This window comes from Bradyrhizobium sp. USDA3516 (assembly GCF_057651995.1).
In genome coordinates, this window is the sequence record NZ_JBYGYN010000007.1 from 247,476 (window position 1) to 274,079 (window position 26,604).

22 protein-coding genes are annotated in these 26,604 nt (G+C 65.7%); 15 read left to right on the forward strand and 7 right to left on the reverse strand.

Going from position 1 to position 26,604, the window contains the following annotated elements; translation table 11 throughout:
• Window positions 1–48: 48 nt before the first annotated feature.
• Window positions 49–1,185: a molecular chaperone DnaJ gene (dnaJ, locus tag AC24YW_RS22935; RefSeq protein WP_487484826.1), complete on the reverse strand. Its 1,137-nt coding sequence runs from the start codon at window positions 1,183–1,185 to the stop codon at window positions 49–51.
• A 263-nt stretch (window positions 1,186–1,448) separates the two neighbouring features.
• On the reverse strand, window positions 1,449–3,350 hold the full coding sequence (dnaK, locus tag AC24YW_RS22940) for a molecular chaperone DnaK (protein WP_025033017.1): 1,902 nt from the start codon (window positions 3,348–3,350) through the stop codon (window positions 1,449–1,451).
• Between the two features lie 395 nt (window positions 3,351–3,745).
• Between dnaK and AC24YW_RS22945 the strand changes: the two genes are divergently transcribed.
• From AC24YW_RS22945 to AC24YW_RS22960, 4 genes are all read left to right on the forward strand, one after another.
• The gene (locus AC24YW_RS22945) at window positions 3,746–4,687 is read left to right on the forward strand and encodes a hypothetical protein (protein ID WP_487484827.1); all 942 of its coding nucleotides are present in this window, start codon (window positions 3,746–3,748) and stop codon (window positions 4,685–4,687) included.
• A gap of 144 nt (window positions 4,688–4,831) precedes the next feature.
• Window positions 4,832–8,197 (forward strand): nSTAND1 domain-containing NTPase, encoded by a 3,366-nt coding sequence (locus tag AC24YW_RS22950; RefSeq protein ID WP_487484828.1) that lies wholly within the window; start codon window positions 4,832–4,834, stop codon window positions 8,195–8,197.
• Window positions 8,194–9,459: a serine hydrolase domain-containing protein gene (locus AC24YW_RS22955; protein WP_487484829.1), complete on the forward strand. Its 1,266-nt coding sequence runs from the start codon at window positions 8,194–8,196 to the stop codon at window positions 9,457–9,459. The genes AC24YW_RS22950 and AC24YW_RS22955 overlap by 4 nt, the downstream gene beginning before the upstream one ends.
• A gap of 420 nt (window positions 9,460–9,879) precedes the next feature.
• On the forward strand, window positions 9,880–10,269 hold the full coding sequence (locus AC24YW_RS22960; RefSeq protein ID WP_487484830.1) for an isochorismatase family protein: 390 nt from the start codon (window positions 9,880–9,882) through the stop codon (window positions 10,267–10,269).
• Between the two features lie 97 nt (window positions 10,270–10,366).
• Here the strand turns inward: AC24YW_RS22960 and grpE are convergent, their stop codons facing one another.
• Window positions 10,367–10,984 carry a nucleotide exchange factor GrpE gene (grpE, locus tag AC24YW_RS22965; protein ID WP_487484831.1) on the reverse strand — a complete coding sequence of 206 codons (618 nt, stop codon included), beginning with the start codon at window positions 10,982–10,984 and terminating at the stop codon, window positions 10,367–10,369.
• A 94-nt stretch (window positions 10,985–11,078) separates the two neighbouring features.
• Window positions 11,079–12,167 carry a heat-inducible transcriptional repressor HrcA gene (gene hrcA / locus AC24YW_RS22970; protein ID WP_487484832.1) on the reverse strand — a complete coding sequence of 363 codons (1,089 nt, stop codon included), beginning with the start codon at window positions 12,165–12,167 and terminating at the stop codon, window positions 11,079–11,081.
• Window positions 12,168–12,335: 168 nt separating this feature from the next.
• On the opposite strand from hrcA, the gene rph reads away from it, so the two are divergent.
• From rph to hemW, 3 genes are read left to right on the forward strand one after another with little or no spacing between them, the layout of a single operon-like run.
• Window positions 12,336–13,049, forward strand: a complete 714-nt coding sequence (rph, locus tag AC24YW_RS22975) for a ribonuclease PH (RefSeq protein WP_220003677.1) — start codon at window positions 12,336–12,338, stop codon at window positions 13,047–13,049.
• A gap of 11 nt (window positions 13,050–13,060) precedes the next feature.
• A complete protein-coding gene (gene rdgB, locus AC24YW_RS22980; RefSeq protein WP_487484833.1) occupies window positions 13,061–13,696 on the forward strand; it encodes an RdgB/HAM1 family non-canonical purine NTP pyrophosphatase in 636 nt (211 codons plus the stop codon).
• The gene (hemW, locus tag AC24YW_RS22985; protein WP_487484834.1) at window positions 13,683–14,840 is read left to right on the forward strand and encodes a radical SAM family heme chaperone HemW; all 1,158 of its coding nucleotides are present in this window, start codon (window positions 13,683–13,685) and stop codon (window positions 14,838–14,840) included. Before rdgB ends, hemW begins: the two co-directional genes overlap by 14 nt.
• Window positions 14,841–14,965: 125 nt before the next feature.
• Here hemW and AC24YW_RS22990 read toward each other — a convergent pair whose 3' ends face one another.
• Window positions 14,966–16,198 (reverse strand): penicillin-binding protein activator, encoded by a 1,233-nt coding sequence (locus tag AC24YW_RS22990; protein WP_487484835.1) that lies wholly within the window; start codon window positions 16,196–16,198, stop codon window positions 14,966–14,968.
• A gap of 353 nt (window positions 16,199–16,551) precedes the next feature.
• On the opposite strand from AC24YW_RS22990, the gene rsmI reads away from it, so the two are divergent.
• From rsmI to AC24YW_RS23025, 7 genes are all read left to right on the forward strand, one after another.
• Window positions 16,552–17,502, forward strand: a complete 951-nt coding sequence (gene rsmI, locus AC24YW_RS22995; protein WP_487484836.1) for a 16S rRNA (cytidine(1402)-2'-O)-methyltransferase — start codon at window positions 16,552–16,554, stop codon at window positions 17,500–17,502.
• Window positions 17,489–17,890, forward strand: a complete 402-nt coding sequence (locus tag AC24YW_RS23000; RefSeq protein ID WP_487484837.1) for a YraN family protein — start codon at window positions 17,489–17,491, stop codon at window positions 17,888–17,890. The genes rsmI and AC24YW_RS23000 overlap by 14 nt, the downstream gene beginning before the upstream one ends.
• A 10-nt stretch (window positions 17,891–17,900) precedes the next feature.
• Window positions 17,901–18,845 carry a glutathione synthase gene (gshB, locus tag AC24YW_RS23005; protein WP_439365091.1) on the forward strand — a complete coding sequence of 315 codons (945 nt, stop codon included), beginning with the start codon at window positions 17,901–17,903 and terminating at the stop codon, window positions 18,843–18,845.
• Between the two features lie 404 nt (window positions 18,846–19,249).
• Entirely contained in the window at window positions 19,250–20,071 is an 822-nt protein-coding gene (gene cpaB / locus AC24YW_RS23010; protein ID WP_487484838.1) for a Flp pilus assembly protein CpaB, read from the forward strand.
• Window positions 20,072–20,081: 10 nt separating this feature from the next.
• The gene (locus AC24YW_RS23015) at window positions 20,082–21,599 is read left to right on the forward strand and encodes a type II and III secretion system protein family protein (protein ID WP_487484839.1); all 1,518 of its coding nucleotides are present in this window, start codon (window positions 20,082–20,084) and stop codon (window positions 21,597–21,599) included.
• 49 nt (window positions 21,600–21,648) lie between these two features.
• On the forward strand, window positions 21,649–22,380 hold the full coding sequence (locus AC24YW_RS23020) for a CpaD family pilus assembly protein (protein ID WP_487484840.1): 732 nt from the start codon (window positions 21,649–21,651) through the stop codon (window positions 22,378–22,380).
• The gene (locus AC24YW_RS23025) at window positions 22,377–23,666 is read left to right on the forward strand and encodes a CpaE/TadZ family protein (protein WP_487484841.1); all 1,290 of its coding nucleotides are present in this window, start codon (window positions 22,377–22,379) and stop codon (window positions 23,664–23,666) included. Before AC24YW_RS23020 ends, AC24YW_RS23025 begins: the two co-directional genes overlap by 4 nt.
• Before the next feature lie 20 nt (window positions 23,667–23,686).
• On the opposite strand, the gene AC24YW_RS23030 is transcribed toward AC24YW_RS23025, so the two are convergent.
• The gene (locus AC24YW_RS23030; RefSeq protein ID WP_487484842.1) at window positions 23,687–24,481 is read right to left on the reverse strand and encodes a tetratricopeptide repeat protein; all 795 of its coding nucleotides are present in this window, start codon (window positions 24,479–24,481) and stop codon (window positions 23,687–23,689) included.
• A gap of 81 nt (window positions 24,482–24,562) precedes the next feature.
• Window positions 24,563–24,808: a PilZ domain-containing protein gene (locus AC24YW_RS23035; protein ID WP_018644993.1), complete on the reverse strand. Its 246-nt coding sequence runs from the start codon at window positions 24,806–24,808 to the stop codon at window positions 24,563–24,565.
• 228 nt (window positions 24,809–25,036) lie between these two features.
• On the opposite strand from AC24YW_RS23035, the gene AC24YW_RS23040 reads away from it, so the two are divergent.
• Window positions 25,037–26,575 carry a YifB family Mg chelatase-like AAA ATPase gene (locus tag AC24YW_RS23040; RefSeq protein WP_036003197.1) on the forward strand — a complete coding sequence of 513 codons (1,539 nt, stop codon included), beginning with the start codon at window positions 25,037–25,039 and terminating at the stop codon, window positions 26,573–26,575.
• Window positions 26,576–26,604 lie beyond the last annotated feature (29 nt).

Below are 26,604 nucleotides of genomic sequence, written 5' to 3' on the forward strand. Positions count from 1 at the left end.
AAATGGTCATAAAGACGTATAGGCCGGAGGCGATACGGTCAAGACGAGTCAATTCGCCCGATTGCCGAAGAAGTCCTTGACCTTGGCGAAGAAACCGTCGGCTTCCGGCTGGGTGTTGCCGGAAGAGAGCTTCTCGAACTCGGCCAGCAATTCCTGCTGCTTCTTGGTGAGGTTCTGCGGGGTTTCGACCATGACCTGAACGTACATGTCGCCCATCTGGCGCGACCGCAGCACCGGCATACCCTTTGATGCAATGCGGAATCGGCGGCCCGACTGCGTGCCGGCGGGCACCTTCACCTTGGTCTTGCCCTTGTCGATGGTCGGCACCTCGAATTCCCCGCCGAGCGCGGCGGTCACCATCGAGATCGGCACGCGGCAATGCAGGTCCGCGCCGTCGCGCTGGAAGAACTGGTGCTGGGCCAGCGAGAGGAAGATGTAGAGGTCGCCCGGCGGCCCGCCGCGGACGCCGGCCTCGCCCTCGCCTGCGAGCCTGATCCGAGTGCCGTCCTCGACACCTTGCGGAATGTTGACCGAGAGCGTCCGCTCGCGGGTCACCCGCCCTTGTCCCGAGCAGGATGGGCAGGCGTCTTCGATCATCTGGCCGCGACCCTGACAGCCGGGACAGGTCCGCTCCAGCGTGAAGAAGCCCTGCGACTGCCGCACGCGCCCCTGCCCGCCGCAGGTCGAGCAGGTCTTCGGCTTGGTGCCGGCCTTGGCACCGATGCCCGAGCAGGCCTCGCAGGTGACCGAGACCGGTATCTCGATCTGCGCGGTCTTGCCGCCAAAGGCTTCCTCGAGCGTGATTTCCATATTGTAGCGCAGGTCGGCGCCGCGCTCGCGGCCGCCGCGGCCGCGCTGTCCGGCCATGCCGAACAGATCCTCGAAGATGTCGGAGAAAGAGGAGGCGAAGCCCGCGCCAAAACCGGCGCCGCCGCCGAAGCCGCCGCCCTGCTCGAACGCCGCGTGGCCGTAACGATCATAGGCGGCGCGCTTGTCCTTGTCCTTCAGGACCTCGTAAGCCTCGTTGATTTCCTTGAACTTGACTTCGCTGGTCTCATCCCCGGGATTGCGGTCGGGATGGAATTTCATCGCCAGCTTGCGGAACGACGATTTCAGCTTGCCTTCGTCGGCGTCGCGTTCGACTTCGAGGGTCTCGTAATAGCAGCGCTTGGTGGACGTGGACATGATGAGCTCGGTCTATCCAATCGCGATTCAAGTTGGCGCGGAACAACGCTGGCATGCGGCGGAATGAGCGCCCTTCGGCCTTGCGGCAGAGGGCAGCCTGGCAGCGCTGAGAATAACGGCTGGGAATTGATCGATCGTAACGGGGCCGACCTTAAAGGGGTCCTGGCCCGCCCGTCCCGACGACACGACGGCCTCCCCCGCGAGGGAGGAGGCCGGTAGCGTGTGTGGGGTCCAAGCCGTCCGCATCGTCACCCTCTCGGGGCTTAAGCGGACTTCTTGTTGTTCTTGTCGTCGTCGACCTCGGTGAATTCCGCGTCGACGACGTCGTCCTTGGCCGCATCCTTCTTGGCGTCGGCCTCGGCCTGCTGCTTGTACATGGCCTCGCCGAGCTTCATCGAAGCCTGCGCCAGCGTCTGGGTCTTGGCCTTGATCGCCTCGGCATCGTCGCCCTTCAGCGCTTCCTTGAGGTCGCTGACGGCATCCTCGATGGCGCGGCGCTCGCTCTCGGCAACCTTCGAGCCGTGCTCGGCCAAAGCCTTCTCGGTCGAATGCACCAGGCCATCCGCCTCGTTCTTGGCGGTGACGGCCTCACGGCGCTTCTTGTCCGCCTCGGCATTGGCCTCGGCGTCCTTGACCATCTTCTCGATGTCGGCTTCCGACAGGCCGCCGGAGGCCTGGATGCGGATCTGCTGCTCCTTGCCGGTGGCCTTGTCCTTGGCCGAGACGTTGACGATGCCGTTGGCGTCGATGTCGAAGGTCACCTCGATCTGCGGCATGCCGCGCGGCGCCGGCGGAATGCCCATCAGGTCGAACTGGCCGAGCATCTTGTTGTCGGCCGCCATTTCACGCTCGCCCTGGAAGACGCGGATGGTGACGGCATTCTGGTTGTCTTCAGCCGTCGAGAACACCTGGCTCTTCTTGGTCGGGATCGTGGTGTTGCGGTCGATGATGCGGGTGAACACGCCGCCCAGCGTCTCGATGCCCAGCGACAGCGGGGTGACGTCGAGCAGCAGCACGTCCTTGACGTCGCCCTGGAGCACGCCGGCCTGGATCGCAGCGCCGATCGCCACGACTTCGTCCGGGTTGACGCCCTTGTGCGGCTCCTTGCCGAACAGCTGCTTCACGACTTCCTGGACCTTCGGCATGCGCGACATGCCGCCGACCAGCACGACCTCGCCGATCTCACCGGCGGTCACGCCGGCGTCCTTCAACGCCTTGCGGCAGGGCTCGACGGTCTTCTGGATGAGGTCGTCGACCAGCGCCTCGAACTTGGCGCGGGTGAGCTTCATCGTCAGATGCTTCGGGCCGGTCTGGTCCGCGGTGATGAAGGGCAGGTTGATCTCGGTCTGCGTCGTCGAGGACAGCTCGATCTTGGCCTTTTCAGCGGCTTCCTTCAGGCGCTGCAGGGCGAGCTTGTCGTTGCGCAGGTTGATGCCCTGCTCCTTCTGGAATTCGTCGGCGAGATAACCCACGAGGCGCATGTCGAAGTCTTCGCCGCCGAGGAAGGTGTCGCCGTTGGTCGACTTCACCTCGAACACGCCGTCGCCGATTTCGAGAATGGAGATATCGAACGTGCCGCCGCCGAGGTCGTACACCGCGATGGTCCCGGCCTTGGTCTTGTCGAGGCCATAGGCGAGCGCGGCCGCGGTCGGCTCGTTGATGATGCGCAGCACTTCGAGGCCCGCGATCTTGCCGGCGTCCTTGGTTGCCTGGCGCTGGGCGTCGTTGAAGTAGGCGGGAACGGTGATGACGGCCTGGTCGACCTTCTGGCCGAGATGGGCTTCCGCGGTCTCCTTCATCTTCTGCAGGATGAAGGCCGAGACCTGCGAGGGCGAATAGGTCTGGCCGTCGGCCTCGACCCAGGCGTCGCCGTTGGAAGCCTTCACGATCTTGTACGGGACGAGCTTCTTGTCCTTCTCGACCATCGGGTCGTCGTAGCGGCGGCCGATGAGGCGCTTCACTGCGAAGAAGGTGCGCTCGGGATTGGTGACGGCCTGGCGCTTGGCCGGCTGGCCGACGAGGCGCTCGCCGTCATCCGTGACGGCGACGATCGAAGGCGTCGTGCGCATGCCTTCGGAATTCTCGATGACTTTGGCGTTCTTGCCATCCATCACGGCGACGCACGAATTCGTGGTGCCGAGGTCGATCCCAATGACCTTTCCCATGGTCCTGATATCCTTCTTTTTGCGGCAGGTTGGCTGGGCCCAAGAGGCACCCGAACCGAAACCCCCTAAGATCAAACATCCGCGATATTGCGATGATTGAGGCTCATATAGGAGGGGGGGAGGGGCCCGCAAGGACCGAAGCTAGGTTTCTGCCGCTAAAACATCGGGTTTTGGAGGGTGATATCCGGGCTCAACCGCCCTTGCGGGTGAGGAATTATTAACAGGTCCGGGCTTCGGCAAGCCCCCGCACCCGCGAGCCCCGCCCGGCCTGTTGCAGCGAGGCCAAACCGGCTAAAAGGCGGACCGACCGCACGGCCGGCGCAGCTGCTTCGCGCGACAAAGCGGACCGGTGGCCGACCATCGAACGGCCTCAATGTGAACCAATCAGAGTGGCCATGAAGCTGATCCGCCCCTTCGCCGCGCTCGCCCTCCTCGCCGTAACAGCGCTTCCGACCTTCGCCGCCGACGTCGTTTTCCCACCCGGCTTGCGTCTCGGCATGGTGCCGCTGATCGGCCTCAACACGGCCAAGACCTTTCCGGGCTTCGAGAGCGAGGACGGCAACGTCAAGGTGCTGGTCACCGAGCTGCCGCCGGCCGCCTATGGCGAGGTCGTGAGCGCCTTCAATTCCAATCCCGGCGGGACGGGCGGCGTCAAGCAGGACAAGGTCGAGACCCCCGCAGGACTTGCCTATTTCACCACCGAAAGCGGCAAGGCCGCGGATACGCCGGTGAAGCGCTATTCGATGATCGTGCCCGGCGCCGGCTTCTCCGGCTATGTCGCGGTGCAGATCCCGGAGAATGCGACCAAGATCTACACGGACGAGGCGGTGCGGCAGATGTTCGCGAGCGCCACCACCCGCAGGCAGGTCTCGGCCGAAGAGCAGATCGCGCTGCTGCCGTTCAAGATCTCCGATCTCGCCGACTTCAAGGACATCCGGACCCTGGCACCGGGCTCGAGCATCATCCTCGCCGACGGCGATGAGAGCGTTGGCTACGAATCGAGGCCGTTCATGATCGTCGGCCTGATCGGCGCCACCCCGCAAGCCGCCGACGACCGCGCCCGCTTCGCCCAGGAGGCGGCGCTCCAGATTCCCGGCGTGCGCGAGTCGCGCATCACCATGTCCGAGCCGATCCGCATCAACGGCCAGCAGGGCTTCGAGACCCGGATCGACGGCGTCAGCGGCAAGGACAAGGTCCCTGTGACGGTGGTGCAGTGGATCCGCTTCTCGAGCGGCGGCACATCGTTGCGCATCATCGCCAGCGCCCCGCGCGACCAGTGGCAAGCCGCCTTCACCCGCTTCCGCGCCGTGCGCGACGGGATTCAGCCGAAGGGGTAAGGCCCGAGGCTCCTGGCCCGACCGATCGACGGAGGGGCCCCGCTTCTGCCGCTCCCGTGGCGGGAAGGGTAGCGCGCATTACGCCTTGTAGTTGGAACGGCTCCGGAATACAGTTTGTTGGTTTTTTTAATTGGGCGGGCCAAGATGCGCGCCGATCATTTTGACGTATTTATTAGCTATTCCCGAGCGGATTCATCGCACGCAGCAGATATCGAGCGACTTTTGCGCGGCGCGGAACTGCGCCCCTTCTTCGACAGGCGCGAGCTGGCACCCGGGCTTCCCTGGGTCAGGGCGCTCGAAGACGCGATGGGAAAATCCAAGTCCGTCCTGATCCTGATCGGTCCGAGGGGCTTCGGAAATACCCAGCAATACGAGCGCGAGTTCGCACTCTATCGTCAGACGCAGGATCCGAGCTTCCGCATCGTCCCGGTGCTGCTGCCCGGCACCAACGATCCACCGGCCGGCTTCCTTCATCTCCTGACCTGGATCGACCTTTCGGCCGCAACGCGCATCGCCGATGCGCCTGACGAGATCGCGCGACTTCTCGCCACGATTCGCGGGAGCGAAACCGAACCTCCCCTGCCGCAGCAGGAACTCTGTCCCTACCGTGGCCTGGACGCCTTCCGCGAGGAGGATTCCCTTTTCTATTTCGGAAGAGGCTCGGTCGACGACACCTCGACGCCGCTTGGCGAACTCGTCGCCAAGGCGCGCCGCAACTCCTTCGTCATGGTGGTGGGGCGCTCCGGAAGCGGAAAATCATCCCTGATCTATGCGGGCCTCCTGCCCGCCCTCCGGCAAGACCGCGACACCTTCTGGCACGTCCTCTCGCTTCGCCCCGGCCCTGATCCGCTTCGTGCTCTCGCGGAGGCCTTCAACGTCCGGGGCGACAATGAAGGGATGGCGAGCTATGCCACCAAGATCAGCGAGGAGGTCGACCGCCTCCGATCCGGAACGCCGGATCTGCTCGGTCATGTCATCCGCGAGTACCTGTCCCGAACCGAAGCGACGCCGGACCGGCTACTGCTCTATGTCGATCAGTGGGAAGAGCTCTATGCGCAAGCCAGCTCCGGATCCGACGACTATGCGATCCAGCAGCGCAAGGACGTAGATCGCTTCGTCGACCTCCTGCTCGGCGCGACCAAGGCCGCACCCGTCACGATCGTGGCGACCGTTCGCGCCGATTTCTATGACTCACTGGTGCGCCATCCCCAGTTGCGGTCGGTGCTGCCGGCGCAACAGGTCAATCTTACCTCGATCCCCCGCTCCGAATTGCACCTGTCGATCACCCAGCCCGCGAGGATTGCCGGCCTGACCTTCGATCCGCCAAGTCTCGTCGACAGGATTCTGGACGACGCTGGTGAAGACGAGGGCATGCTGCCCTTGCTGCAATATGCGCTGAAGGAGACCTTCGCCTATCGCATCGGCAACACCATGACCGCCGTGTCCTATGAACGATCCGGCGGCGTCCAGCGTGCCATCAGGACCACGGCGGAGCGGAATTTCGAGCGCCTGTCGAACGAAGACAAGGTCGCCGCGCGCCAGCTCTTTTTGAGACTCGTCACACCCGGTGAGGGTCAGGAGGACACGCGTGCCCGCGCCTCGATGCCGACGGCGCTGGGGCTGCAAAAGATCGTGCAGAACTTTGCCGGGGCCAAGACGAGGCTGCTGGTAACCGGCCGCGATCGCGCCGGCAGGCCGACCGTAGAAGTCGCGCACGAGGCGCTGATCCGAACCTGGCCACGTCTGCGCGAATGGGTCGATGCCAACCGCGACATGCTGCGGGCCCGCGCTGCGATCCTCCAGGCTCAGGCCGAATGGGAGCACCACAAGCGTCGCGACGATCTGCTGCTGCCCAGCGGTTTCCAGCTCGAACGCGCCCGCACCCTGCTGGAAAACCCCGGCGACATCACGATCGACGACCTCCAGGATTATATTTCGCGGTCCATCGAATTCGAGCAGGCCAGGATCGACCGGGAACAGCTCGAAAAGCTCGAGGAAGCCCGCGAGATGGCTGACGTCGAGCGGGCGGCCCGTGAGGCAGCCGAACAGGCGCGGACCAAGTTCAAGCGATATTTCGTGATCGCCTCGCTCCTCGGGGCCCTGGCCCTCTACAATTTCGGCTATGCGTTCGTGAAGCGACATGAGGCAGAGGAGCAAAGACATCAGGTCGAGGCAAAGAACGTACAGGTCGAGGCGCAGAGACAGTTTGCCGAAGCACAGAAGAACGAAGCCGAAGAGCAGAGGAACAAGGCCGAGGATACTCTCAAGCTCGTAGGGCAACTCGTTTCCGGTCTCGCCGACAATCTCCAGAAGGCACAAGGTATCCGGATCTCGACCTTCCAGCACATTCTCAAAGACTCGGAGCGGTCGTTCGAGGACGCCACCGAGCAACTTTCGAAGGAGCCGAAATTCAAGACCAACTACGCCAACATGATGAGCCAGTTCGGACGGCTCTATCTGAAGGCCGGCGATCTCGGCAAGGCCCAGGGCTCCTTTGAAAAATCTCTGAAGATTCTCGAGTCCGATCCCGACGGATACAATCGGAATGCGACTCTACGTGGAATCGCGGACCAGTTTTACGAATTCGCCAGCGTGGCGCAGATGTGGGGAAATCTCGACAAGGCTGCGGAATACAGCGACCGGGCCTTCGCGCTCAGGAGCCTGGTTCTCCAGCGCGACGACTGGGATCCTGTCTCATTCAGGGATGTCGGTCTTTCACTCTATCAACGCGCGGACCTTATCAAGCTCATGACCCGCAATGCGCAGGCCGCCGTGGACATGCAGCAGACGGCGCGGATCATGATGCAGACGGCCGCGAATCTCGGGGGTAAGAAGCCCGAGCTCGACAAGCATGTCTCGCTGATCTACGGCAGCCTCGCCGATGCCTACCAAGCGCTCGGAAAGCGTGAAGAATGGCGGGACAGCCTCGTCAAGAGCCTCAATTTGCTCAAGGGACTCCATGCCGATTTTCCCAATGACGCAGAGTTCACCCGCTACCTGACCTGGGCTCATCAGGCCATGGGAGGCTATCTCGAGCGGCAGAACAAGAGCGAGGCTCTGGAGCAATACAAGGCCTGTCTGGCGATACGCGAGGAATTGGCCAAGAGCGATCCCGAAAACTGGACCTATCAATACGATCTTGCCTGGGCCTATCATCTGCTCGGCGGGTACTATTCCAAGGGATCGCAGGCCGATCTGAACAGCGCAGCGCACTTTCAGAAGTCTGCTTTCGAGATCAGGAGGCAGCTCACTCTGGCCGACCCGAGCAACATGAGGTGGCGCAAGGACCTCGCATTATCATACATTGAGCTGGGGGATATCGCCATGCTCCGCGAAAATATCGACGAGGCGAGGGCGAATTTCGAATCGTCCCGCGAGATCATGCAGGCGCTGGTCGACAGCGATCCGAAGAATGGCGGCTGGAACGCCGTGCTCTCGGGTATCCGGCAGAAGATCAGCTCTGCCAAAGCCAGCCTCGCTTCAGCCCAAGATTCGAACGACGGCAAATGAAAGTGAAACTGAGCCGGCGCCAGACCCTGCTACAGGCCATCGCGCTGGCCGCAGCCGGCGCTGCATCGCCTGCGTGCCGCATCAGCGCAGCTGCGCCCTTGCGTGGATTGGGACGGGCTCGCGGTCTCGACGCCGACCTCCAGGCCAGCATCGATGCCGCGGAAGTGCCGGGCATCGTCGCCATGGCCGCAAACAAGGATTCGGTCATCTACGAAGGCGCCTTCGGCCGTCGTGACATCGGCGTGGCCGTCGACATGTCTACGGACACCATCTTCAAGATCGCCTCGATGGTCAAGCTGGTGACCTCGATTGCTGCGCTTCAGCTCGTCGAGGCCGGCAAGCTCAAGCTGGACGAACCGACCGCGAAGCTCGATCCCACGCTCGCCTCGCCGAGGGTTCTGACCGGATTTGATCCACATGGCGTCCCGATCCTGCGGGGCGCGAGGAAACCGGTCACGCTGCGCAACCTGCTCTCGCACACATCCGGGCTCAGCTACCAGCTCTGGGACAACAACATCGCCCGCTATCTTAAGCTCGCTCGCACCAAGCCCGAGCTGCCCCGCATGCCGCTGGCGTTCGATCCGGGCTCGGGATGGTCTTACGGCAGCAGCCTCGATCGTGTCGGGCGGTTGGTCGAGATCGCCTCGGGGAAGAAGCTCGATCACTATTTTCAGGACCATATTCTCGGCCCGCTCGGCATGGCCGATACCGCCTTCGCATTAACGGAGGCCCAGTGCACGCGACGGGCTAATTTGCATCTTCGCGCAGCCAACGGATCGCTCGTGGCGCAACCGCTCGAGGGCAAGCCGAAGAAGAAGGTCTCAGGCGGCGGCAACATCAATTCCACCGCGCCAGACTATCTCAGGCTGCTCCAGGCCATGCTCAATGACGGCCGCGGTAATGGCACGACCATTCTCCGCGCCGAGACGGTGCAGATGATGGCCCAGAACCAGATCGGGGATCTCCAGGCCGGAATCATGAAGACGACGAACCCGGCCCTCTCCAGCGATGTCGACTTCTTTCCGGGAAACCGGCTGCGCTGGGGACTGGGCCACATGATCAACCTCGATCCCGTGGAGCAGGGCCGCAGAGCCGGCAGCCTGACCTGGGCCGGGCTCTACAACACCTACTACTGGATCGATCCAGCCTCCGGGATCGCAGGCGTGATCATGATGCAGATACTACCGTTCGCCGACCAGCGTGCGCTCACCGTCTATCGACAGTTCGAGCGGTGCATCTACCGCTCGATCCTGCCCGGGTGAAACTCCGCGTCGCATTTTCCGGCTTCTGTTCAATCGCGGCAGGCGCTACGCTCGATCCATCGGGTTCATCCCAAGGGGGAGACAGACGATGCTGGACCGACGACAAATCCTTGCGGCGCTTCGGACGAGCGCCCTCGTAGCTCTCGCGCCAACCGCGCTGTTCGCGGCCGCACCGATCAAGCCGGACGAAGCGTCCGCGCTGCTCGTGATCGACGTGCAGAACTGCTTCCTGCCCGGCGGCAGCCTCGCGGTGAAGGAAGGCGAGCAGGTGGTTCCGGTCATCAACAAGATCTCGAAGGCATTTGCGAACGTGGTACTGACGCAGGACTGGCACACGCCGGGCCACGTTTCATTTGCATCGGTTCATGCCGGCAAGAAGCCGTTCGAGACGGTCGACCTGCCCTACGGCAAGCAGGTGCTGTGGCCGACCATTGCGTGCAGGGGACCGATGGCGCGGCGCTGTCCAAGGACCTGTCGATCCCGCACGCCGAGCTCATCATCCGCAAGGGTTTTCACAAGAACGTCGACAGCTATTCGGCCTTCCTCGAAGCCGACGGCAAGACCTCGACCGGGCTCGCCGGCTACCTGAGGGGCCGCAAGATCAAGCGCGTCTTCGTCGCGGGTCTCGCGACGGACTTCTGCGTCGCCTGGACCGCGCTCGACGCGCGCAAGGCGGGCTTCGAGGTCTATGTGGTGGAAGACGCCTGCCGCGGCATCGACACGCAGGGCTCGCTCGCCAAGGCCTGGGCCGACATGGCCAAGGCCGGCGTGAAGCGGATTCAGTCCGCGGATATCGCGGTGAGCGCGTAGGTGCTTTGCGCTGTCATTCCGGGGCGGCTCGAAGAGCCGAACCCGGAATCTCGAGATTCCGGGTTCGATGCTGCGCATCGCCGGAATGACGGCAAGTTCAGTTCGCAGCGCTGCTCGACTCGTTGTTGTTCGCCGCGGGCGCAGCCTTGGCGCCGCCCTTGGCGACACCGACCAGCGCGGGACGCAGCACGCGATCGCCGATCGTGTAGCCGGCCTGCATGATCTGCACCACGGTGCCCGACGGCACCGACGCATCGGGCACTTCGTACATCGCCTGATGGAAGTTCGGGTCGAACTTCTGGCCCTGCGGATCGAGCTTCTTCACGCCGTGCTTTTCCAGCGCGTTGAGCAGCGAACGCTCGGTGAGCTCGACGCCCTCGATCAGCGCGATCAGACCGGGATCGGCCGCGGCACGCGCCTCGGCCGGAACGGCATCGAGCGCACGCTGGAGATTGTCGGCGATGTCGAGCACGTCGCGGGCAAAGCCGGTGATGCCATAGAGGCGGGCGTCGGCGACCTCCTTGCTGGTGCGCTTGCGCAAATTCTCCATCTCGGCCAGCGTCCGCAGCATGCGGTCGCGCGCCTCGGCGGCTTCCTTCTGCAACGTCTCCACCGAGCCGGGCTCGGGATCATCCGGCATGATGTAGGGTTTCGACACCACGGGCTCGCCGGTCGCTGCAGTCGTGTCTTGGGGTTGCCGGTCTTGCTCGGTCATCGGCTCTGATCTCGAACTCGTTTCAGGGATGTTGGCCCGGATATCGTGCTTAAGCCCGCGAAAATCAAGCGCCCGTGATCGGCAGAAAGGCCGGTCAGCCCCCCAACAGGCGGCTGACGATGCGGGCGGCGTAGTCCACGGTGGGGATCACGCGGGCATAATTCAGCCGCGTCGGGCCGATCACGCCGAGGACGCCGACGATGTGGCCGGCGGCATCCCGATAGGGCGAGATGATGGTGGAGGACCCCGACAGCGAGAACAGCTTGTTCTCACTGCCGATGAAGATGCGCACCCCTTCGGCGGTCTCGGCCCGGCCGAGCAGGTCGATCACGCCGCGCTTGGTCTCGAGATCGTCGAACAACAGCCGCACCCGCTCAAGATCCTCCAGCGCGTGCAGATCTTCGAGCAGATTGGCATGGCCGCGGACGATCAGCTGGCGGTCCTCGCTCTCGCCGCCCGACCAGCTGGCGATGCCGGTCGAGATCACTTTCTGTGTCAGCTGATCGAGCTCGGCACGGGCCTCGCCGAGTGCGGTCTCGAGCTCGAGCCGCGCCTCGGCGAGCGTGCGGCCACGGATCCGCGCATTGAGGAAATTGCCCGCCTCCGTCAGCGCCGAAGAGGGAACTCCCGGCGGCAGCGCCAGCACGCGGTTTTCGACCTGGCCGTCCTCGCCGACCAGGATCACCAGCGCTTTCTCCGGTTCCAGGCGGACGAATTCGATGTGCTTCAGCCGCGCATTGGATTTCGGCGTCAGCACCACGGCGGCGGCCCGGGTCAGGCCGGAGAGCCGCATCAAGGCCTGGTCCAGCGCCGCCTCGACCGATTGCGCCTCGCCGACGGAGGAGAGCTGGCTCTGGATCGCCTGTCGCTCGGCCTCGTTGAGGTCTCCGACCTGCATCAGGGCGTCGACGAAGAAGCGCAGCCCCAGTTCCGTCGGCAGCCGGCCGGCGGAGGTGTGCGGGGCATAGATCAGGCCGAGCTGTTCCAGATCGGCCATGACGTTGCGGACCGAGGCCGGCGACAGCGGCATGGCGATCAGGCGGGAAATGTTGCGCGAGCCGACCGGCTCACCGGTCGCGAGATAGCTTTCGACAATTTGACGAAAGATGTCGCGGGAACGCTCGTTGAGCTGGGCAAGGCCTGCGCGCGGCGCGATCAGATGGATCGGATCGTGATGGGCCACAGACGGTAACTCCTCTCGGATGCTTATAATTTGTCCATCCGGGCCCCGTCTGACAAGCGTCGCGTTCGCGGCCTCGATATCTGGGGGTGAATAAGCCCTTGCCGCCCACCCCCGCCCCACCTACAAGCACCGCGAACAGCCTATTCCCGTGAGTTTTGGAGATTTCCCATGCGGCCAAGCCGCCGTGCGCCCGACGAATTGCGCCCCGTGACGCTGGAGCGCGGCGTGGTCAAATATGCGGAAGGCTCCTGCCTGGTGAAATTCGGCGACACCCATGTGCTTGTTACCGCCACGCTGGAGGATCGCCTGCCGCCGTGGCTGAAGGGCCAGGGCCGCGGCTGGGTCACTGCCGAATACGGCATGCTGCCGCGCGCGACCTCCGAACGCACCCGCCGCGAGGCCTCCGCCGGCAAGCAGAGCGGGCGCACCGTCGAGATCCAGCGCCTGATCGGCCGCTCGCTTCGCACCATCGTCGATCTCGAAGCGCTCGGCGAGCGCCAGATCACGGTCGATTGCGACGTGCTCCAGGCCGACGGCGGCACGCGCACGGCCTCGATCACCGGCGCCTGGGTCGCGCTCGCCGATTGCATCAACTGGATGAAGGCGCGCAACATGGTGAAGGCCAACGTGATGCGCGACAACGTCGCCGCGATCTCGTGTGGCATCTACAACGGCACGCCGGTGCTCGACCTCGATTATGCCGAGGATTCGGAAGCCGAGACCGACGCCAATTTCGTCATGACGGGCGATGGCCGCATCATCGAGGTGCAGGGCACCGCGGAACGCGAGCCGTTCACGCAGGACGAGTTCCTGAAGCTGATCGCCCTTGCGCAAAAAGGCATTGCGCGCCTGGTGGACTTGCAGAAACTGGCCGTGGCGTAGTCAATAGGACCATGCACCGCCGAATCACCGACAAGCTCGTCATCGCCACCCACAATCCCGGCAAACTCGCCGAGATGCGGGAGCTGCTCGCGCCGTACGGCATCGAGGCGGTGTCGGCCGGCGAGCTCGGCCTCTCCGAGCCCGAGGAAACCGGCAACGATTTCCGCAGCAACGCCGCGATCAAGGCGATCGCCGCGGCGCAGGCGGCCGGGCTCCCCGCCTTCGCCGACGATTCCGGCATCGTCGTCGATGCGCTTGATGGCGCGCCCGGAATCTACAGCGCGCGCTGGGCTGGTCCATCCAAGGATTTCAACGCGGCGATGGCGCAGATCGAGCGCCTGTTGCAGGAGCGCGGCGCCACCACGCCCGAGAAACGCAAGGCACACTTCGTCTCCGCGCTCTGCGTGGCCTGGCCTGACGATCATCGCGAGGAGGTCGAGGCGCGCGTCGACGGCACGCTGATCTGGCCGCCGCGCGGCACGGCCGGCTTCGGCTACGACCCGATGTTCCTGCCGGACGGCCACAGCCGCACCTTCGGCGAGATGACCAGCATCGAGAAGCACGGCCTGCCGCCGCTGGGCCTCGGCCTGTCGCACCGCGCCCGCGCCTTTCGGAAACTGGCGGAGATCTGCCTTGAGCCGCGCTAACAAGGATGCGTTCGGCGTCTACGTGCACTGGCCGTTCTGCCTGTCGAAGTGCCCCTATTGCGACTTCAACAGCCACGTCCGCCACGCCGCGATCGACGAGGCGCGCTTCGCCGCCGCCTTCGCACGCGAGATCGCAACGACCGCCGAGCGCGCGCCAGGCCGCGAGGTCACCTCGATCTTTCTCGGCGGCGGCACACCGTCCCTGATGCAGCCCTCAACCGTCGGCGCGGTGTTAGACGCGATCGGCAAGCACTGGACCGTTGCAGCTGATGTCGAGGTGACGCTGGAGGCGAACCCGACCAGCGTCGAAGCCACGCGCTTTGCCGGCTATCGCAGCGCCGGCGTCAACCGCGTCTCGCTCGGCGTGCAGGCCCTCGACGACGTCTCGCTCAAGGCGCTCGGCCGCATGCACAGCGCGCGCGAAGCGCTTGATGCCGTCGCCATCGCCCGCCGCGCGTTCGACCGCTATTCGTTCGACCTGATCTACGCCCGCCCCGACCAGACGCCGGCAATGTGGGCGGGCGAGCTGCGGCACGCCATCGATGAAGCGGCCGAGCATCTGTCGCTCTATCAATTGACGATCGAGGAAGGCACGCCCTTCTTCGGCCTGCACCAGGCCGGCAAGCTGAAGACGCCGGACGAAGCGGTCGCCCGCGCGCTCTACGACGTCACGCAGGAGACCTGCGACAAGCTCGGGCTGCCGGCTTACGAGATCTCCAATCACGCGCGGCGCGGCGCCGAGTGCCGGCACAATCTGGTGTACTGGCGCGGCGAGGAATATGCCGGCATCGGGCCCGGCGCACATGGCCGCCTCGACATCGACGGGATCAGGCACGCCACCGCCACCGAGAAGCGTCCCGAGGCCTGGCTGATGCGGGTCGAGACCAACGGCGACGGTATCGTCACCGACGAGCTCCTCAACAGCGAGGAGCGCGCCGACGAATTCCTGCTGATGGGTTTGCGTTTGGCGGAGGGCATCGATCCCGAGCGCTACAAGGCCCTCGCCGGCCGCCCGCTCGACCCCAAGCGCATCGCGCTGCTGCGCGAGGAAGGCGCGATCAGTGTGGATGGCACGGGACGCCTGCGCGTGACCAGCAGCGGCTTTCCGGTGCTGGATGCCGTGGTCGCGGATCTGGCGGCGTAGCGAGATGTTGTAGGGTGGGCAAAGGCGCACTTACGCCGTGCCCACGCTCTTTTCATATGGCAACAGACGCGTGGGCACGCTTCGCTTTGCCTACCCTACAGGACTCCATCCGGGCTACGAAACCACTACGCCCCAAAGCTCTTCGGCGAGCCCGCCACCGCAACGCCGCCGCCTTGCGTCACCTTCATCACGGCAAGGCCACGTTCATTGGTGCCATCCGCGCGGAAGCGGAACAGGCCGTCGATGCCGGCGAAGCCGGAGGGGTTGGTGAGCACATCGGAGGAGAAGCGCTGGCCGCCTTGCGTGCGCGCCAACGCGGCGACGAGCGCGACCGCGTCGTAGGAAAGGGTTGCGGTGCGGATCGGCTCGGCGCCGTATTTGGTGCGGTAGCGGCCGGAGAAGGCGCGGAAGCCGGCCGGGTCGGGTGCGGCGTAGAGGCCGCCCTGCAGCGCGGCGCTGGCATAGACGCGCGGATTGTCCCACAGGCCGGTGCCGAGGAGCTGGATGTTGCGCAGGTTCGCGCCCGCGGCCGTCAAGGCATCCGCCACCGAGACGACGGCATCGCCGTCATCGGCAATGAACAGCGCGTCCGCACTGCCGAGCTGCTGCGCCACGGTGCGCGCCGGCGTGGCGCGATCGGCGCCGTATTTCTCGAACGCGACGATGCGCCCGCCCCGCCGCGGCACCGCCGCCTTCACCGCGGCCTCGACGACATTGCCGTAGGCGTTGTCGGGCACCAGCACGGCGACGGAGCGCTTTCCGATGCCGGCGGAGTATTCGACGATGCGGTTGACGTCGGACTCCGGCAGGAACGAGAGCAGATAGACGCCGCGGCCGGCGATGCTGGAATCGGTCGAGAACGCGATCACCGGGATGCCGCGCGTGCGCGCGACCTGCGCCACCGCCGGCACCGATTGCGCAAACAGCGGCCCGAGGATGATCTCGGCGCCCTCGTCGACCGCCTGCTGCGCGCCGGCCTGCGCGCCTTGCGGGCTGCCATTGTCGTCCTTGATCAGGAGCTGGATGTTGGGGTTCTGGAACTCGGCCAGCGCCATCTCGGCGGCATTGCGCATCGATTGCGCGGCGAGCCCGGCATTGCCGGCCGCCGAGAGTGGCAGGATCAAACCGACCTTCACGCCGCCGGTGCCGGCGGTCGTCGCCTGCTGCTGCGGGCCTGCCGGCTGGGCCGGCGGTGCGGAGCTCGAGAACGGGTTGGAGAACTGGCTGAGGCTTTGCTGCACGCCGGCGCAGGCCGACAGCACGGGCGCGCCGAGCAACAGGCCGAGCGCCGTCCGCCGGGTCGCCCCTGGCGATCGGGGCCCCGGAAGGTGAGACTTTGGATGACGCGGGCCGACCATGGCAGCTTCTCTTCCGACCCGCCGTTCGCCGGCCGATCACGACATTGCGTCCGCGACGAGGGCCGCGGATTCAGGCAGTGTGTCGGCAAATAGTTAACCAAAACAAAAGGATAACAACCGCTTAACGCGGTCGCAATCCCGTCCTGGCAGCTCTTCGCCGTCACTCATTCACTCATCAAGGCGGCGTTTCCGTCGCGAATATGGCGCGAGGGCCCTCACGCCCTCCCGACGCGATCTCGACCGATCACATTCCCGTCCGTTCCTCGCCCCTCACCTGGATACGATCTTTGGGCACGATCTTTTTCGGCGAGCCGGTTCCCAGCCTTAGCGATCGTGCCTAAGTTGGCTCCATTATGCGCGCAAAGCCGGCCCCGATAAATACGCCTGAAGCTCAAGACGCCGCCTCGCGCGGTTTCTCCATCGATGCCCATCGACTCGCGGCGCCGAAGGCCGCGCCGGGCCTGCATCTGGTCGCGACCCCGATCGGCAATCTCGGCGACATCACCCTGCGAGCGCTGCAGACGCTCGCCGGGGTCGACGTCATCGCCTGCGAGGACACCCGCATCACGCGCCGCCTGACCGAGCGCTATGCGATCACGGCGCAGCTCAAGCCATATCACGAGCACAATGCGGAGGCCGCGCGTCCAAAAATCCTCGAGGCCCTCGGACAGGGCGGCTCGGTCGCGCTGGTATCGGACGCCGGCACGCCGCTGATCTCCGATCCCGGCTTCAAGCTGGTGCGCGAGGTCTGCGCTGCCGGCCATGCCGTGTATGCGCTGCCGGGCCCGTCCTCGGTGCTGGCCGCGCTGTCGGTCGCCGCGCTGCCGACCGACCGCTTTTTCTTCGAAGGCTTCTTGCCGGCGAAATCAGCCGCGCGGCGCAGCCGTCTCGCCGAGCTCGCCCGCATCGACGCGACGCTGGTGATGTTCGAATCCGGCAACCGCGTGCAGGATACGCTGGCCGATCTCGCCGAGATCATGGGACCGCGCGAGGCCGCGATCTGCCGCGAGCTGACCAAGCTGCACGAGGAGATTTCGCGCGCCACGCTGAGCGAGCTGGCGCGCGAGGCTGCAACGCTGGAAACGCGCGGCGAATTCGTGCTGGTGATCGCGCCGCCGGCGGCCGACGCCGAGGTTCTGACGTCGGACGCACTCGATGGTCTGCTCCGCGAGCAGCTTGCCGCGCACAGCGTCAAGGATGCCGTGGCGCATGCGGTCGCATTGTCGGGCCGGCCGCGCCGCGAGGTCTATGCCCGCGCGCTCGCGCTCGCAAAGGATTCGCGGGGCGGCGATGGCGAAGAGTGAGCTTCCTGCGGAACCGAAGGTCGCATCGCCGGAGCGCGTGGCGGCGTTCCAGACCGGTATTTCCGCGGAGAGCCGCGCCGCCGCCTATCTCATGGCCAAGGGCTACCGCATTCTCGCCAAACGTTACCGCACGCCGCATGGCGAGATCGATATCGTGGCGCGGCGCCGCAACCTGATCGCCTTCGTCGAGGTCAAGGCACGCGCCACGCTGGACGAGGCCGCATTCGCCGTGACGCCGCGCCAGCAGCAGCGCATCATCGACGCTGCGCAAGGCTGGCTCGCAGCGCATCCCGAGCATGCCGAATTCGAATTGCGATTCGACGCCATGCTGATTGCGCCGCGCTCGCTTCCGCGCCATGTGTTGGCGGCATTCGACGCCTCGACCTGAAAGGCAGCCCATGAAACTGAACGTCGCCGTCCAGATGGACCCCATCGCCCGCATCAACATCAAGGGCGATTCCACCTTCGCGCTGCTCCTGGAGGCGCAGAAGCGCGGCCATGGCCTGTCCTATTACACGCCCGACAAGCTCTCGATGGTCGGCGAGGAGCTGGTCGCGCCGGTTCAGCTCCTGACCGTGCGGGACGAGCCCGGCGACCATTTCACCCTCGGCGAGCCCAAGCGCGAGGCGCTGAACGGCTTCGACGTGGTGCTGCTGCGCCAGGATCCGCCGTTCGACCTCGCCTACATCACCTCGACGCATTTCCTGGAGCGCATCCATCCGAAGACGCTGGTCGTCAACGATCCCGCCTCGGTGCGCAACGCGCCGGAAAAGCTGTTCGTGATGAATTTTCCGCAGCTGATGCCGCCGACGCTGATCTCGCGCGACCTCGACGAGATCAACGCGTTCCGCGACAGGCATGGCGCAGTCGTCATGAAGCCGCTGCACGGCCATGGCGGCGCGGCGGTGTTCCGCGTGATGCCGCAGGACATGAATTTCGGCTCGCTGTTCGACATGTTCTCGGTGACGTTCCGGGAGCCCTGGGTGATCCAGCAATTCATCCCCGAGGTGAAGCACGGCGACAAGCGCATCATCCTGGTCGACGGCGAGTTCGCCGGCGCGGTGAACCGCGTGCCGGCCGCCGACGACCTCCGCTCCAACATGGTGCGCGGCGGCGCGGCGCAGGAGACCGAGCTGACCCCGCGCGAGCGCGAGATCTGCGCCACCGTTGGACCTGCGCTGCGCGAGCGCGGCCTGTTGTTCGTCGGCATCGACGTCATCAACGGCAATCTCACCGAGATCAACGTGACCTCACCCACCGGCATCCGCGCCATCGCACGGCTCGGCGGGCCGGATGTCGCTGCGAAGATCTGGGACGCGATCGAAGCGAAGCGGAAGAAGTAGCTTCGTGATGCGGAGGCAGCTGCCTCCAGCTCCGCTGTCGTGCCCCGCAAAGGCGGGGCATCCAGTACGCCGCGGCCTCTCGGTTCATTCACTGCCGTTTCTGGGATACTGGATCGCCCGCCTTCGCGGGCGATAACACCGTCGCGCGCCTGACATCACGCACCCCTAACCACCCATTCACCATGCCGCCGCGTGCGTCGCGCGAACGTGGGCGCCCGCCTACGTGAAACTACGGGGCCGCCCGCCGACCCAATAACGCCGCGTTCACCATCTGCCGAGAACCGGCAGCGCGGCCGGTCGTCATGCCCGGCCTCGCAACACCCCTTATACTTTTGCTCCCTACTCATCGATGCGGGGGAACACGCCAGGTGCGGTTCGAGTGCCCCGCGTAAGAGTAGAAGCGTATGAATACCGCACGCATTGTCGTTCTCGTCATCGCTCTCGGCGCCGGCGGCGTCGCTGCGTATCTGGCGAGCGGCTATCAGAATCCGCCCGCGCCCGTCCTGCCCGTCGCCGAGAAGCTGCCGACGGTCGAGATCCTCATCGCCAGGAACGACATCCAGCTCGGCCAGGCCGTGAAGCCCGAGGACCTGCAATGGCAGGCCTGGCCCGCGGCGACCGCCAGCAGCGCCTTCATCCGCCGCGACAGCAGGCCCGAGGCCCCGACTCAGATCGCAGGCTCGATCGCGCGCGTGCCGTTGATGCAGGGCGAACCGATCCGCGAGCAGAAGCTGGTCAAGGCCGAAGGCTCCGGCTTCATGGCCGCGATCCTGCCGTCCGGGATGCGCGCGGTCTCCACCGAGATTTCTGCCGAAACCGGCGCCGGCGGCTTCATCCTGCCGAACGATCGCGTCGACATCGTCCTGACCCGCCGGCTGAAGAATCCGGACGCCGGCAACACCAACGGCCCGACCGGCGGCAACGACCTCGTCCTGTCGGAGGTGATTCTCACCAACATCCGCGTGCTCGCGATCGACCAGGCCCCGAAGGAAAAGGAGGGCCAGAACGCGGTGGTCGGCAAGACCGTCACGCTCGAGCTCCGGCCCGACCAGGTCGCCACGCTTTCGGCCGCACGCCAGGGCGGCACTCTGACACTCGCTCTGCGCAGCATCGTCGACGCCAACGCAGTCGACGGCACGCCCGAGGACCAGGCGATCAAGCGCCCGGGCGGCGTGAACGTGATCCGTTACGGGGTCCAGGCCCGGCAACTGACGTCACAGAAGTGATGGGGACAGCATGAACTATGGGGGTTATCGGACGGGCTTGCGCATTCGGGGAAAGCGCGCGCGCTCGGTCCTGGCGGGGACGATCTTGATGCTGGGGCTGCTCGCGGCTCCCGTCGTCGTCGGTGCCGCGGAGTCGCCGGTCGGCGACCAGGCGCCGATGCAGGCGTCGGATCTCGGCTTATCGTCGGTTGGGACGATCGCACCGGCGCGGTCGCGCTTTCTGTCGCTCGGTATCGGCAAGTCCGTCGTCATCGACCTGCCGCGCGAGGTCAAGGACGTGCTGGTGGCCGATCCCAAGATCGCCAATGCGGTGATCCGCTCGGCCCAGCGCGCCTATATCATCGGCGGCCAGGTCGGCCAGACCAACGTGGTATTCTTCGCGGCGGACGGCCAGCAAGTCGCCTCCTATGACATCGCGGTGAAGCGCGACCTCAACGGCATGCGTGCGGCGCTGCGCCAGTCGCTGCCGGGCGTGCAGATCGAAGGCGTCGGCGACAGCGTGATGCTGACCGGCTCGGTGTCGAGCCCGGTCGAGGCCCAGCAGGCCGGCGACGTCGCCGCAAAGCTGGTCGGCGGCGCGGACAAGGTGGTCAACAACATCGTCGTGCGCGGTCGCGACCAAGTCATGCTCAAGGTCGTGGTCGGCGAAGTCCGCCGCGACATCGTCAAGCAGCTCGGCGTCGATCTCAGCGCCAGCCTGAACGCCGGCACGGCGGTGGTGAATTTCAACAATTCGAACCCGTTCTCGGTTTCCGGCGGACCGATCGTCGGCAGCAACGGGCTCGGCGTCACCGGCCTCGCCAAGGGCGTCGCCACCGTCAACGCCACGATGCGGGCGATGGAGAGCGCCGGTGTCATGCGCACGCTCGCTGAGCCGAGCCTGACCGCGATCTCGGGCGAATCCGCCACTTTCGTCGCTGGCGGCGAATTCCCGATTCCCGGGGGCTATGCCTGCGATCCCGTCACTCACGTCTGCACCACCCAGGTCACCTACAAGAAGTTCGGCATCTCCCTGAACTTCACCCCGGTCGTGCTCAGCGAAGGCCGCATCAGCCTGCGCGTGATGACCGAGGTCTCGGAGCTGTCGAACACCAACTCGATCACGTTGACGCAGTCGGTGTCCGCGACCAGCAGCAACTCGATCACCATTCCATCGATCCAGACCCGCCGCGCCGAAACCACCCTGGAAATTCCCTCGGGCGGCTCGATGGCGATGGCCGGGCTGATTCAGCAGCAGACCAAGCAGGCGATCAACGGACTGCCTGGTGTCGACCAGGTACCGATCATCGGCGCGCTGTTCCGCAGCCAGGACTTCGTCAACAACGAGACCGAGCTGATGGTGATCGTGACCCCCTATGTGGTGCGCGCGGTCGCCCAGAAGGAATTGTCGCGGCCCGACGACGGCTTCGCGCCGGCCTCGGACGCGCAGAGGGCGCTGCTCGGCCGGGTCAACCGCCTCTACGGCATCGCGAGCCGTGTCGATCCGGTCGCCGGCACGCCGGGCGATTTCGGCTTCATCATCGACTGAGGCGAACGGTTTGGGGACCGGGCAAGGCAGGGGCAGGAAGGATCAGGGGATGACGACAACATCAGCCGATCGACGTCGCAATTTGCGGCTTGCACTGGCACTGACGGGTGTCTCCGTCATGCTCGGCGCCTGCAACACCACCGAGATCGTCACCCAGACGGTGCCGACCGATTATCGCCAGCGCCATCCGATTGCGGTGCAGGAAGGCAAGAAGTCGATCGTGATCTTCGTCGGCAAGTCGAGAGGCGGCCTGTCGGCTGCGCAGCATGCGGACGTCGCGGGCATCGCGCGGGACTGGATGCGCGAAGGCACCGGCTCCGTCGTCGTCGACGTGCCGGTCGACACCGCCAATTCGCGCGCGGCTGCTGCGACCTATCAGGAGATCCGCTCGGTGCTCACCTCCGGCGGCGTGCCGTCGCGCGCCGTCGTCCAGCGGCCCTATCGTCCTGAGGATCCGGGACTTTTGCCCACCATCCGCCTGAGCTATTCCAAGATCACCGCGGTCGCCGGCCCCTGCGGGCTGTGGCCGGAAGATGTCGGACCCAACATCGTCAACCCCGGCTACAACGAGAACCGGCCCTATTTCAATCTGGGCTGCGCCAGCCAGCGCAATCTCGCCGCGATGATCGACAACCCGGCCGACCTCGAACAGCCGCGCGCCGAGACCCCCGCCTACACCGCACGGCGCGAGATCGCGTTCGAGCGCTATCGCAAGGGCACGACGACGACCACCACCTATCCCGAAGCCGACAAGGCCAAACTCAGCGACACCGGCAGATGACAGCCATCCACGACGAAGGCGCGGACGACGCAGGGCACCCCGAGGAACACATCGCGCCGGTTCCTCGCATTTCCGTGCAAGCCTTCTGCGAGACCGAGCAGACGCTCAAGGCGGTGACGGCGGCCGGCCAGGATCGCCGGCTCGCCAAGGCCCACCTCTCCGCCAAGGACGGCGGCCTCGCCGCGGCGATCGAAGCCTATGAATCGATGCCGACGCCGAACGTGATCGTCATCGAGTCCGACGGCACGCGCGACATCCTCGAGGGACTGGACGACCTCGCCGGCGTCTGCGATCCCGGCACCCGCGTGGTCGTGATCGGCAGTCCCAACGACACCGCGCCCTATCGCGAGCTGGTGCGCCGCGGCGTCAACGATTACGTGGTCGGACCGGTCGAGACCCTCGACGTTGTCCGCTCGATCTGCAGCCTGTTCTCGGCCTCCGAGGCCATCATCACCGGCCGCGTCATCGCCGTGGTCGGCGCCAAGGGCGGCGTCGGCGCGTCTACGGTCGCGCATAATCTGGCCTGGACCATCGCCCGCGATCTCTCGCTCGATTCCGTCGTGATCGATCTCGACCTCGCCTTCGGTACCGCAGGCCTCGACTACAACCAGGATCCGGTGCAGGGCATCGCCAATGCGGTGCTGTCGCAGGACCGGCCGGACACGGCGCTGATGGAGCGCCTGCTCGCCAAATGCACCGATCGCCTCAGCCTCCTGGCGGCGCCCGCCACGCTCGACCGCGTCTACGATTTCGGTGCCGAAGCTTTTGACGCGGTGTTCGACACGCTGCGCATGACGACGCCCTGCATCGTGCTCGACGTTCCCCATCAATGGTCCGGCTGGACCCGGCGTGCGCTGGTGAACGCCGACGACATCGTGATCGTGGCCGAGCCCGATCTCGCCAATCTGCGCAACACCAAGAACATGCTGACCGTGCTGAAGGCGGCGCGCCCGAACGACCGGCCGCCGCTGTACTGCATCAACCAGGTCGGCATGCCCAAGCGCGCGGAGATCGAGGTCAAGGCGTTCGCCAAGACCATGGAGAGCCAGCCGATCGCGGTGATCCCGTTCGATTCGAAACTGTTCTCGACCGCGGCCAACAACGGCCAGATGATCGCGGAGGTCTCCAGGACCCACCGCACCACCGTTCTGTTCCAGAATATGGCGAACCGCCTCGCCGGCCGCGGCGAGGTGAAGAAGCCGAGGCGCTCGCTGCTCGAGCCGCTCTTGAAGAAGCTGAAGGGCAGGTCGGGACGCAGCTCGGCCCCGCATCGCAAGGCGTCGTAAGCCTCCACCGGAAGGGTGAGCTACCTGTCCGCCCGCTGCTGCTTCTTCGCCAGCAGCTGCTTCAGCGCCGCGACCTTGGCCGCGGCCTGGTCCGGCGGCAGATCTGCCTTGACGAGGATTTCGGCCTCGGCCTCGCGACCCTGCAATCCCAGCACGAGCGCCAGATTGGCGCGGACCCGCGCATCGTTCTGATTGCGCTGATAGGCGCGGCCGAGCACCTGTTCGGCCTTCGACAGATTGTTTTGCAGCATGTAGGACAGGCCGAGATTGGACAGCACGGTCGGCTCGTTCGGCACGATCTTCAACGCCGCGGCGTAATATTGCTGCGCTTCCTCGTTGCGGCCGAGCTGATCGAGCGCCGCGCCCTGCGCCGACAGGATGCGCCAATCGGGATCCTCAGGGCTGTGTGCGCGGCCGAGCACGTCGAAGGCCTGCTGGAAATTGCCGTTGTCGGCTAGCGCGCGGCCATAGCCGGCAAGCAGCGCCTTGTTGCCGGGACGGGCGAGAACGGCCTGCTCCAGCACCGCGACCGCCTGCGCGCGCTGGCCGCTGCCGCGCAGCGCCTTGCCGTATTCGAGAGCGATTGTCGGATCGCCAGGCTTGGCGCGGTAGCGCTCGCGCAGTGCGTCCATCTCCGGCGTGGCGTCGCCCTTGCTGTCTGACTTCGTGTCTGCCTTGGCGGAGAACTGCTTGCCGCCGAGCGCCCCGGTGACGTCCTCGATGCCGGCGGTTTGACAGCCCCCGAGGGCGAGGATCAGGACGGCGGAGCACAGATATCCCGCCGGGGCAAAGGCGAGGAACGAACGCTTGGACATACTCTGATCACTCGGCAACTGATCAGAGATGCTGACCGATTAACGCTAAAGTCCCGTTAAGGAGGGCGCGCGTATTGAGGTTCAGTCGACGAACTCGGCGCCGAATTCGCAGCCGATGCGCCAGCGCAGGCGGCATTGGCGGGAATAATCGGGCGCGAAGATGATGGTGAATTGCGGCGGCACTTCCAGGAATTCCGCCACCACTTTCACGCCGCCATCCGAAATGTCCGTGATCGTGCAATCCCGCGGCAGCGAGCCCGCGCCAAAATGGATCTTGGCGAGGCGGCTGCACACCCGACGTTCGCTTCTCCGGCGATTTGCAAGCATTTGAACTGTTCACCCGTTAGACCACGGCCCATCCCGCAGCCCTAGGAGTAGCGGACATTCGTTGGAATGTGCTGAGGAGAGAAGGTGGCATTCGAAGCGTAGTGTCGGGGCCGCGTTTACGTCCGGTTAGGATTCGGACCGGCGCCCGGGGATTGTTCCCGTATTGTTCTTGCGAAGCCGGCCGCGCTCTGCTACCCCTAATTGCAGCAATAGGCAGGCTGGTTCGGCATGGTTCAGCGGGTTTCTACCGTCGCCTTTGAGGGAATCGAGGCCCGCGCGGTCGACGTGCAGGTGCAGGTCGCGCCCGGCCTGCCGGCCTTTGCCATCGTCGGCCTGCCGGACAAGGCGGTGTCGGAGGCGCGCGAGCGGGTGCGCTCGGCGCTGATCGCCTCGGGGCTGGCGCTGCCGGCACGGCGGATCATCGTCAATCTGGCCCCGGCCGACCTCCCGAAGGAGGGCAGCCATTACGATCTGCCGATCGCGCTCGGGCTGATGGCGGCGATCGGTGCGATCCCGCCGGATGCGCTGACCGGCTTCACGGTGCTCGGCGAGCTCGGCCTCGACGGCTCGATCGCGCCCGTGGCCGGCGTCCTTCCCGCCGCGATCGGCGCCAATATGCGCGAGGAAGGGCTGATCTGCCCGGCGTCCTGCGGATCCGAGGCGGCGTGGGCGAGCCCGGACATCCAGATCATTGCCGCACACTCGCTGATCCAGATCGCCAACCACTTCAAGGGCACGCAGGTGCTGTCGCGGCCGACGCCAAAGGTGCACGAGGCCGCCGCCTCGACGCTCGACCTGCGCGACATCAAGGGCCAGGAAAGCGCCAAGCGCGCGCTGGAGATCGCGGCCGCCGGCGGGCATCATTTGCTGATGATCGGCGCGCCGGGCGCGGGCAAATCGATGCTGGCCGCGCGCCTGCCCTCGATCCTGCCGCCGCTGTCGCCGAGCGAGCTGCTTGAGGTCTCGATGATCGCCTCCGTCGCCGGCGAGATCGAAGGCGGCGCGCTGACGGCGCGGCGCCCGTTCCGCTCGCCACATCATTCCGCCAGCATGGCCGCGCTCACCGGCGGCGGCGCGCGCGCCAAGCCCGGCGAGATCTCGCTGGCTCATCAGGGCGTGCTGTTCCTCGACGAATTGCCGGAGTTCGATCCGCGCGTACTGGATTCGCTGCGCCAGCCGCTGGAGAACGGCGAGGTCGCGGTGTCGCGCGCCAATCATCGCGTCACCTACCCTGCCCGCTTCATGCTGGTCGCGGCGATGAATCCCTGCCGTTGCGGCAATGCGTTCGAGCCCGGCTATGCCTGCAAGCGCGGCCGCATCGACCGCTGCACCGGCGATTATCAGGCGCGCATCTCTGGTCCTCTGATGGACCGCATCGATCTGCGCATCGAGGTGCCGGCGGTGACCGCCGCCGACCTGATCCTGCCGCCGCCGTCGGAAGGATCGGCCGAGGTCGCCGCCCGCGTCGCGGCGGCGCGCGACATCCAGCTGGCGCGCTATGCGGATGCAGGCCTGCCCCATGTCCGCACCAATGCCGAAGCGCCCGCCTCCGTGCTGGAGGAGATCGCAAAGCCGGATGCGCAGGGTCAGAAGCTCCTGCGCGACGCCGCCGAGACCATGCGCCTGTCGGCGCGCGGCTATCACCGCGTGCTGCGGGTGGCGCGCACGCTGGCCGACCTCGACCATGCCGACAAGATCGGCCGGCTGCACCTCGCCGAAGCCCTGTCTTACCGCGCACTCGCGGAGGATGTGCGCCAATTGGCGTAAGCGCCTCGCGCATCAACCCGGCGGTAACG

Coding starts and splice junctions, on each gene's coding strand:
- dnaK (WP_025033017.1), bottom strand. CDS start 3,350: ATGGGAAAGGTCATTGGGATCGACCTCGGCACCACGAATTCGTGCGTC.
- AC24YW_RS23040 (WP_036003197.1), top strand. CDS start 25,037: ATGGTTCAGCGGGTTTCTACCGTCGCCTTTGAGGGAATCGAGGCCCGC.
- AC24YW_RS22955 (WP_487484829.1), top strand. CDS start 8,194: ATGAAAGTGAAACTGAGCCGGCGCCAGACCCTGCTACAGGCCATCGCG.
- AC24YW_RS22950 (WP_487484828.1), top strand. CDS start 4,832: ATGCGCGCCGATCATTTTGACGTATTTATTAGCTATTCCCGAGCGGAT.
- dnaJ (WP_487484826.1), bottom strand. CDS start 1,185: ATGTCCACGTCCACCAAGCGCTGCTATTACGAGACCCTCGAAGTCGAA.
- AC24YW_RS23020 (WP_487484840.1), top strand. CDS start 21,649: ATGACGACAACATCAGCCGATCGACGTCGCAATTTGCGGCTTGCACTG.
- gshB (WP_439365091.1), top strand. CDS start 17,901: ATGAAACTGAACGTCGCCGTCCAGATGGACCCCATCGCCCGCATCAAC.
- rsmI (WP_487484836.1), top strand. CDS start 16,552: ATGCGCGCAAAGCCGGCCCCGATAAATACGCCTGAAGCTCAAGACGCC.
- rph (WP_220003677.1), top strand. CDS start 12,336: ATGCGGCCAAGCCGCCGTGCGCCCGACGAATTGCGCCCCGTGACGCTG.
- AC24YW_RS23015 (WP_487484839.1), top strand. CDS start 20,082: ATGAACTATGGGGGTTATCGGACGGGCTTGCGCATTCGGGGAAAGCGC.
- cpaB (WP_487484838.1), top strand. CDS start 19,250: ATGAATACCGCACGCATTGTCGTTCTCGTCATCGCTCTCGGCGCCGGC.
- rdgB (WP_487484833.1), top strand. CDS start 13,061: ATGCACCGCCGAATCACCGACAAGCTCGTCATCGCCACCCACAATCCC.
- AC24YW_RS22945 (WP_487484827.1), top strand. CDS start 3,746: ATGAAGCTGATCCGCCCCTTCGCCGCGCTCGCCCTCCTCGCCGTAACA.
- AC24YW_RS23035 (WP_018644993.1), bottom strand. CDS start 24,808: ATGCTTGCAAATCGCCGGAGAAGCGAACGTCGGGTGTGCAGCCGCCTC.
- AC24YW_RS23025 (WP_487484841.1), top strand. CDS start 22,377: ATGACAGCCATCCACGACGAAGGCGCGGACGACGCAGGGCACCCCGAG.
- AC24YW_RS23000 (WP_487484837.1), top strand. CDS start 17,489: ATGGCGAAGAGTGAGCTTCCTGCGGAACCGAAGGTCGCATCGCCGGAG.
- AC24YW_RS23030 (WP_487484842.1), bottom strand. CDS start 24,481: ATGTCCAAGCGTTCGTTCCTCGCCTTTGCCCCGGCGGGATATCTGTGC.
- AC24YW_RS22990 (WP_487484835.1), bottom strand. CDS start 16,198: ATGGTCGGCCCGCGTCATCCAAAGTCTCACCTTCCGGGGCCCCGATCG.
- grpE (WP_487484831.1), bottom strand. CDS start 10,984: ATGACCGAGCAAGACCGGCAACCCCAAGACACGACTGCAGCGACCGGC.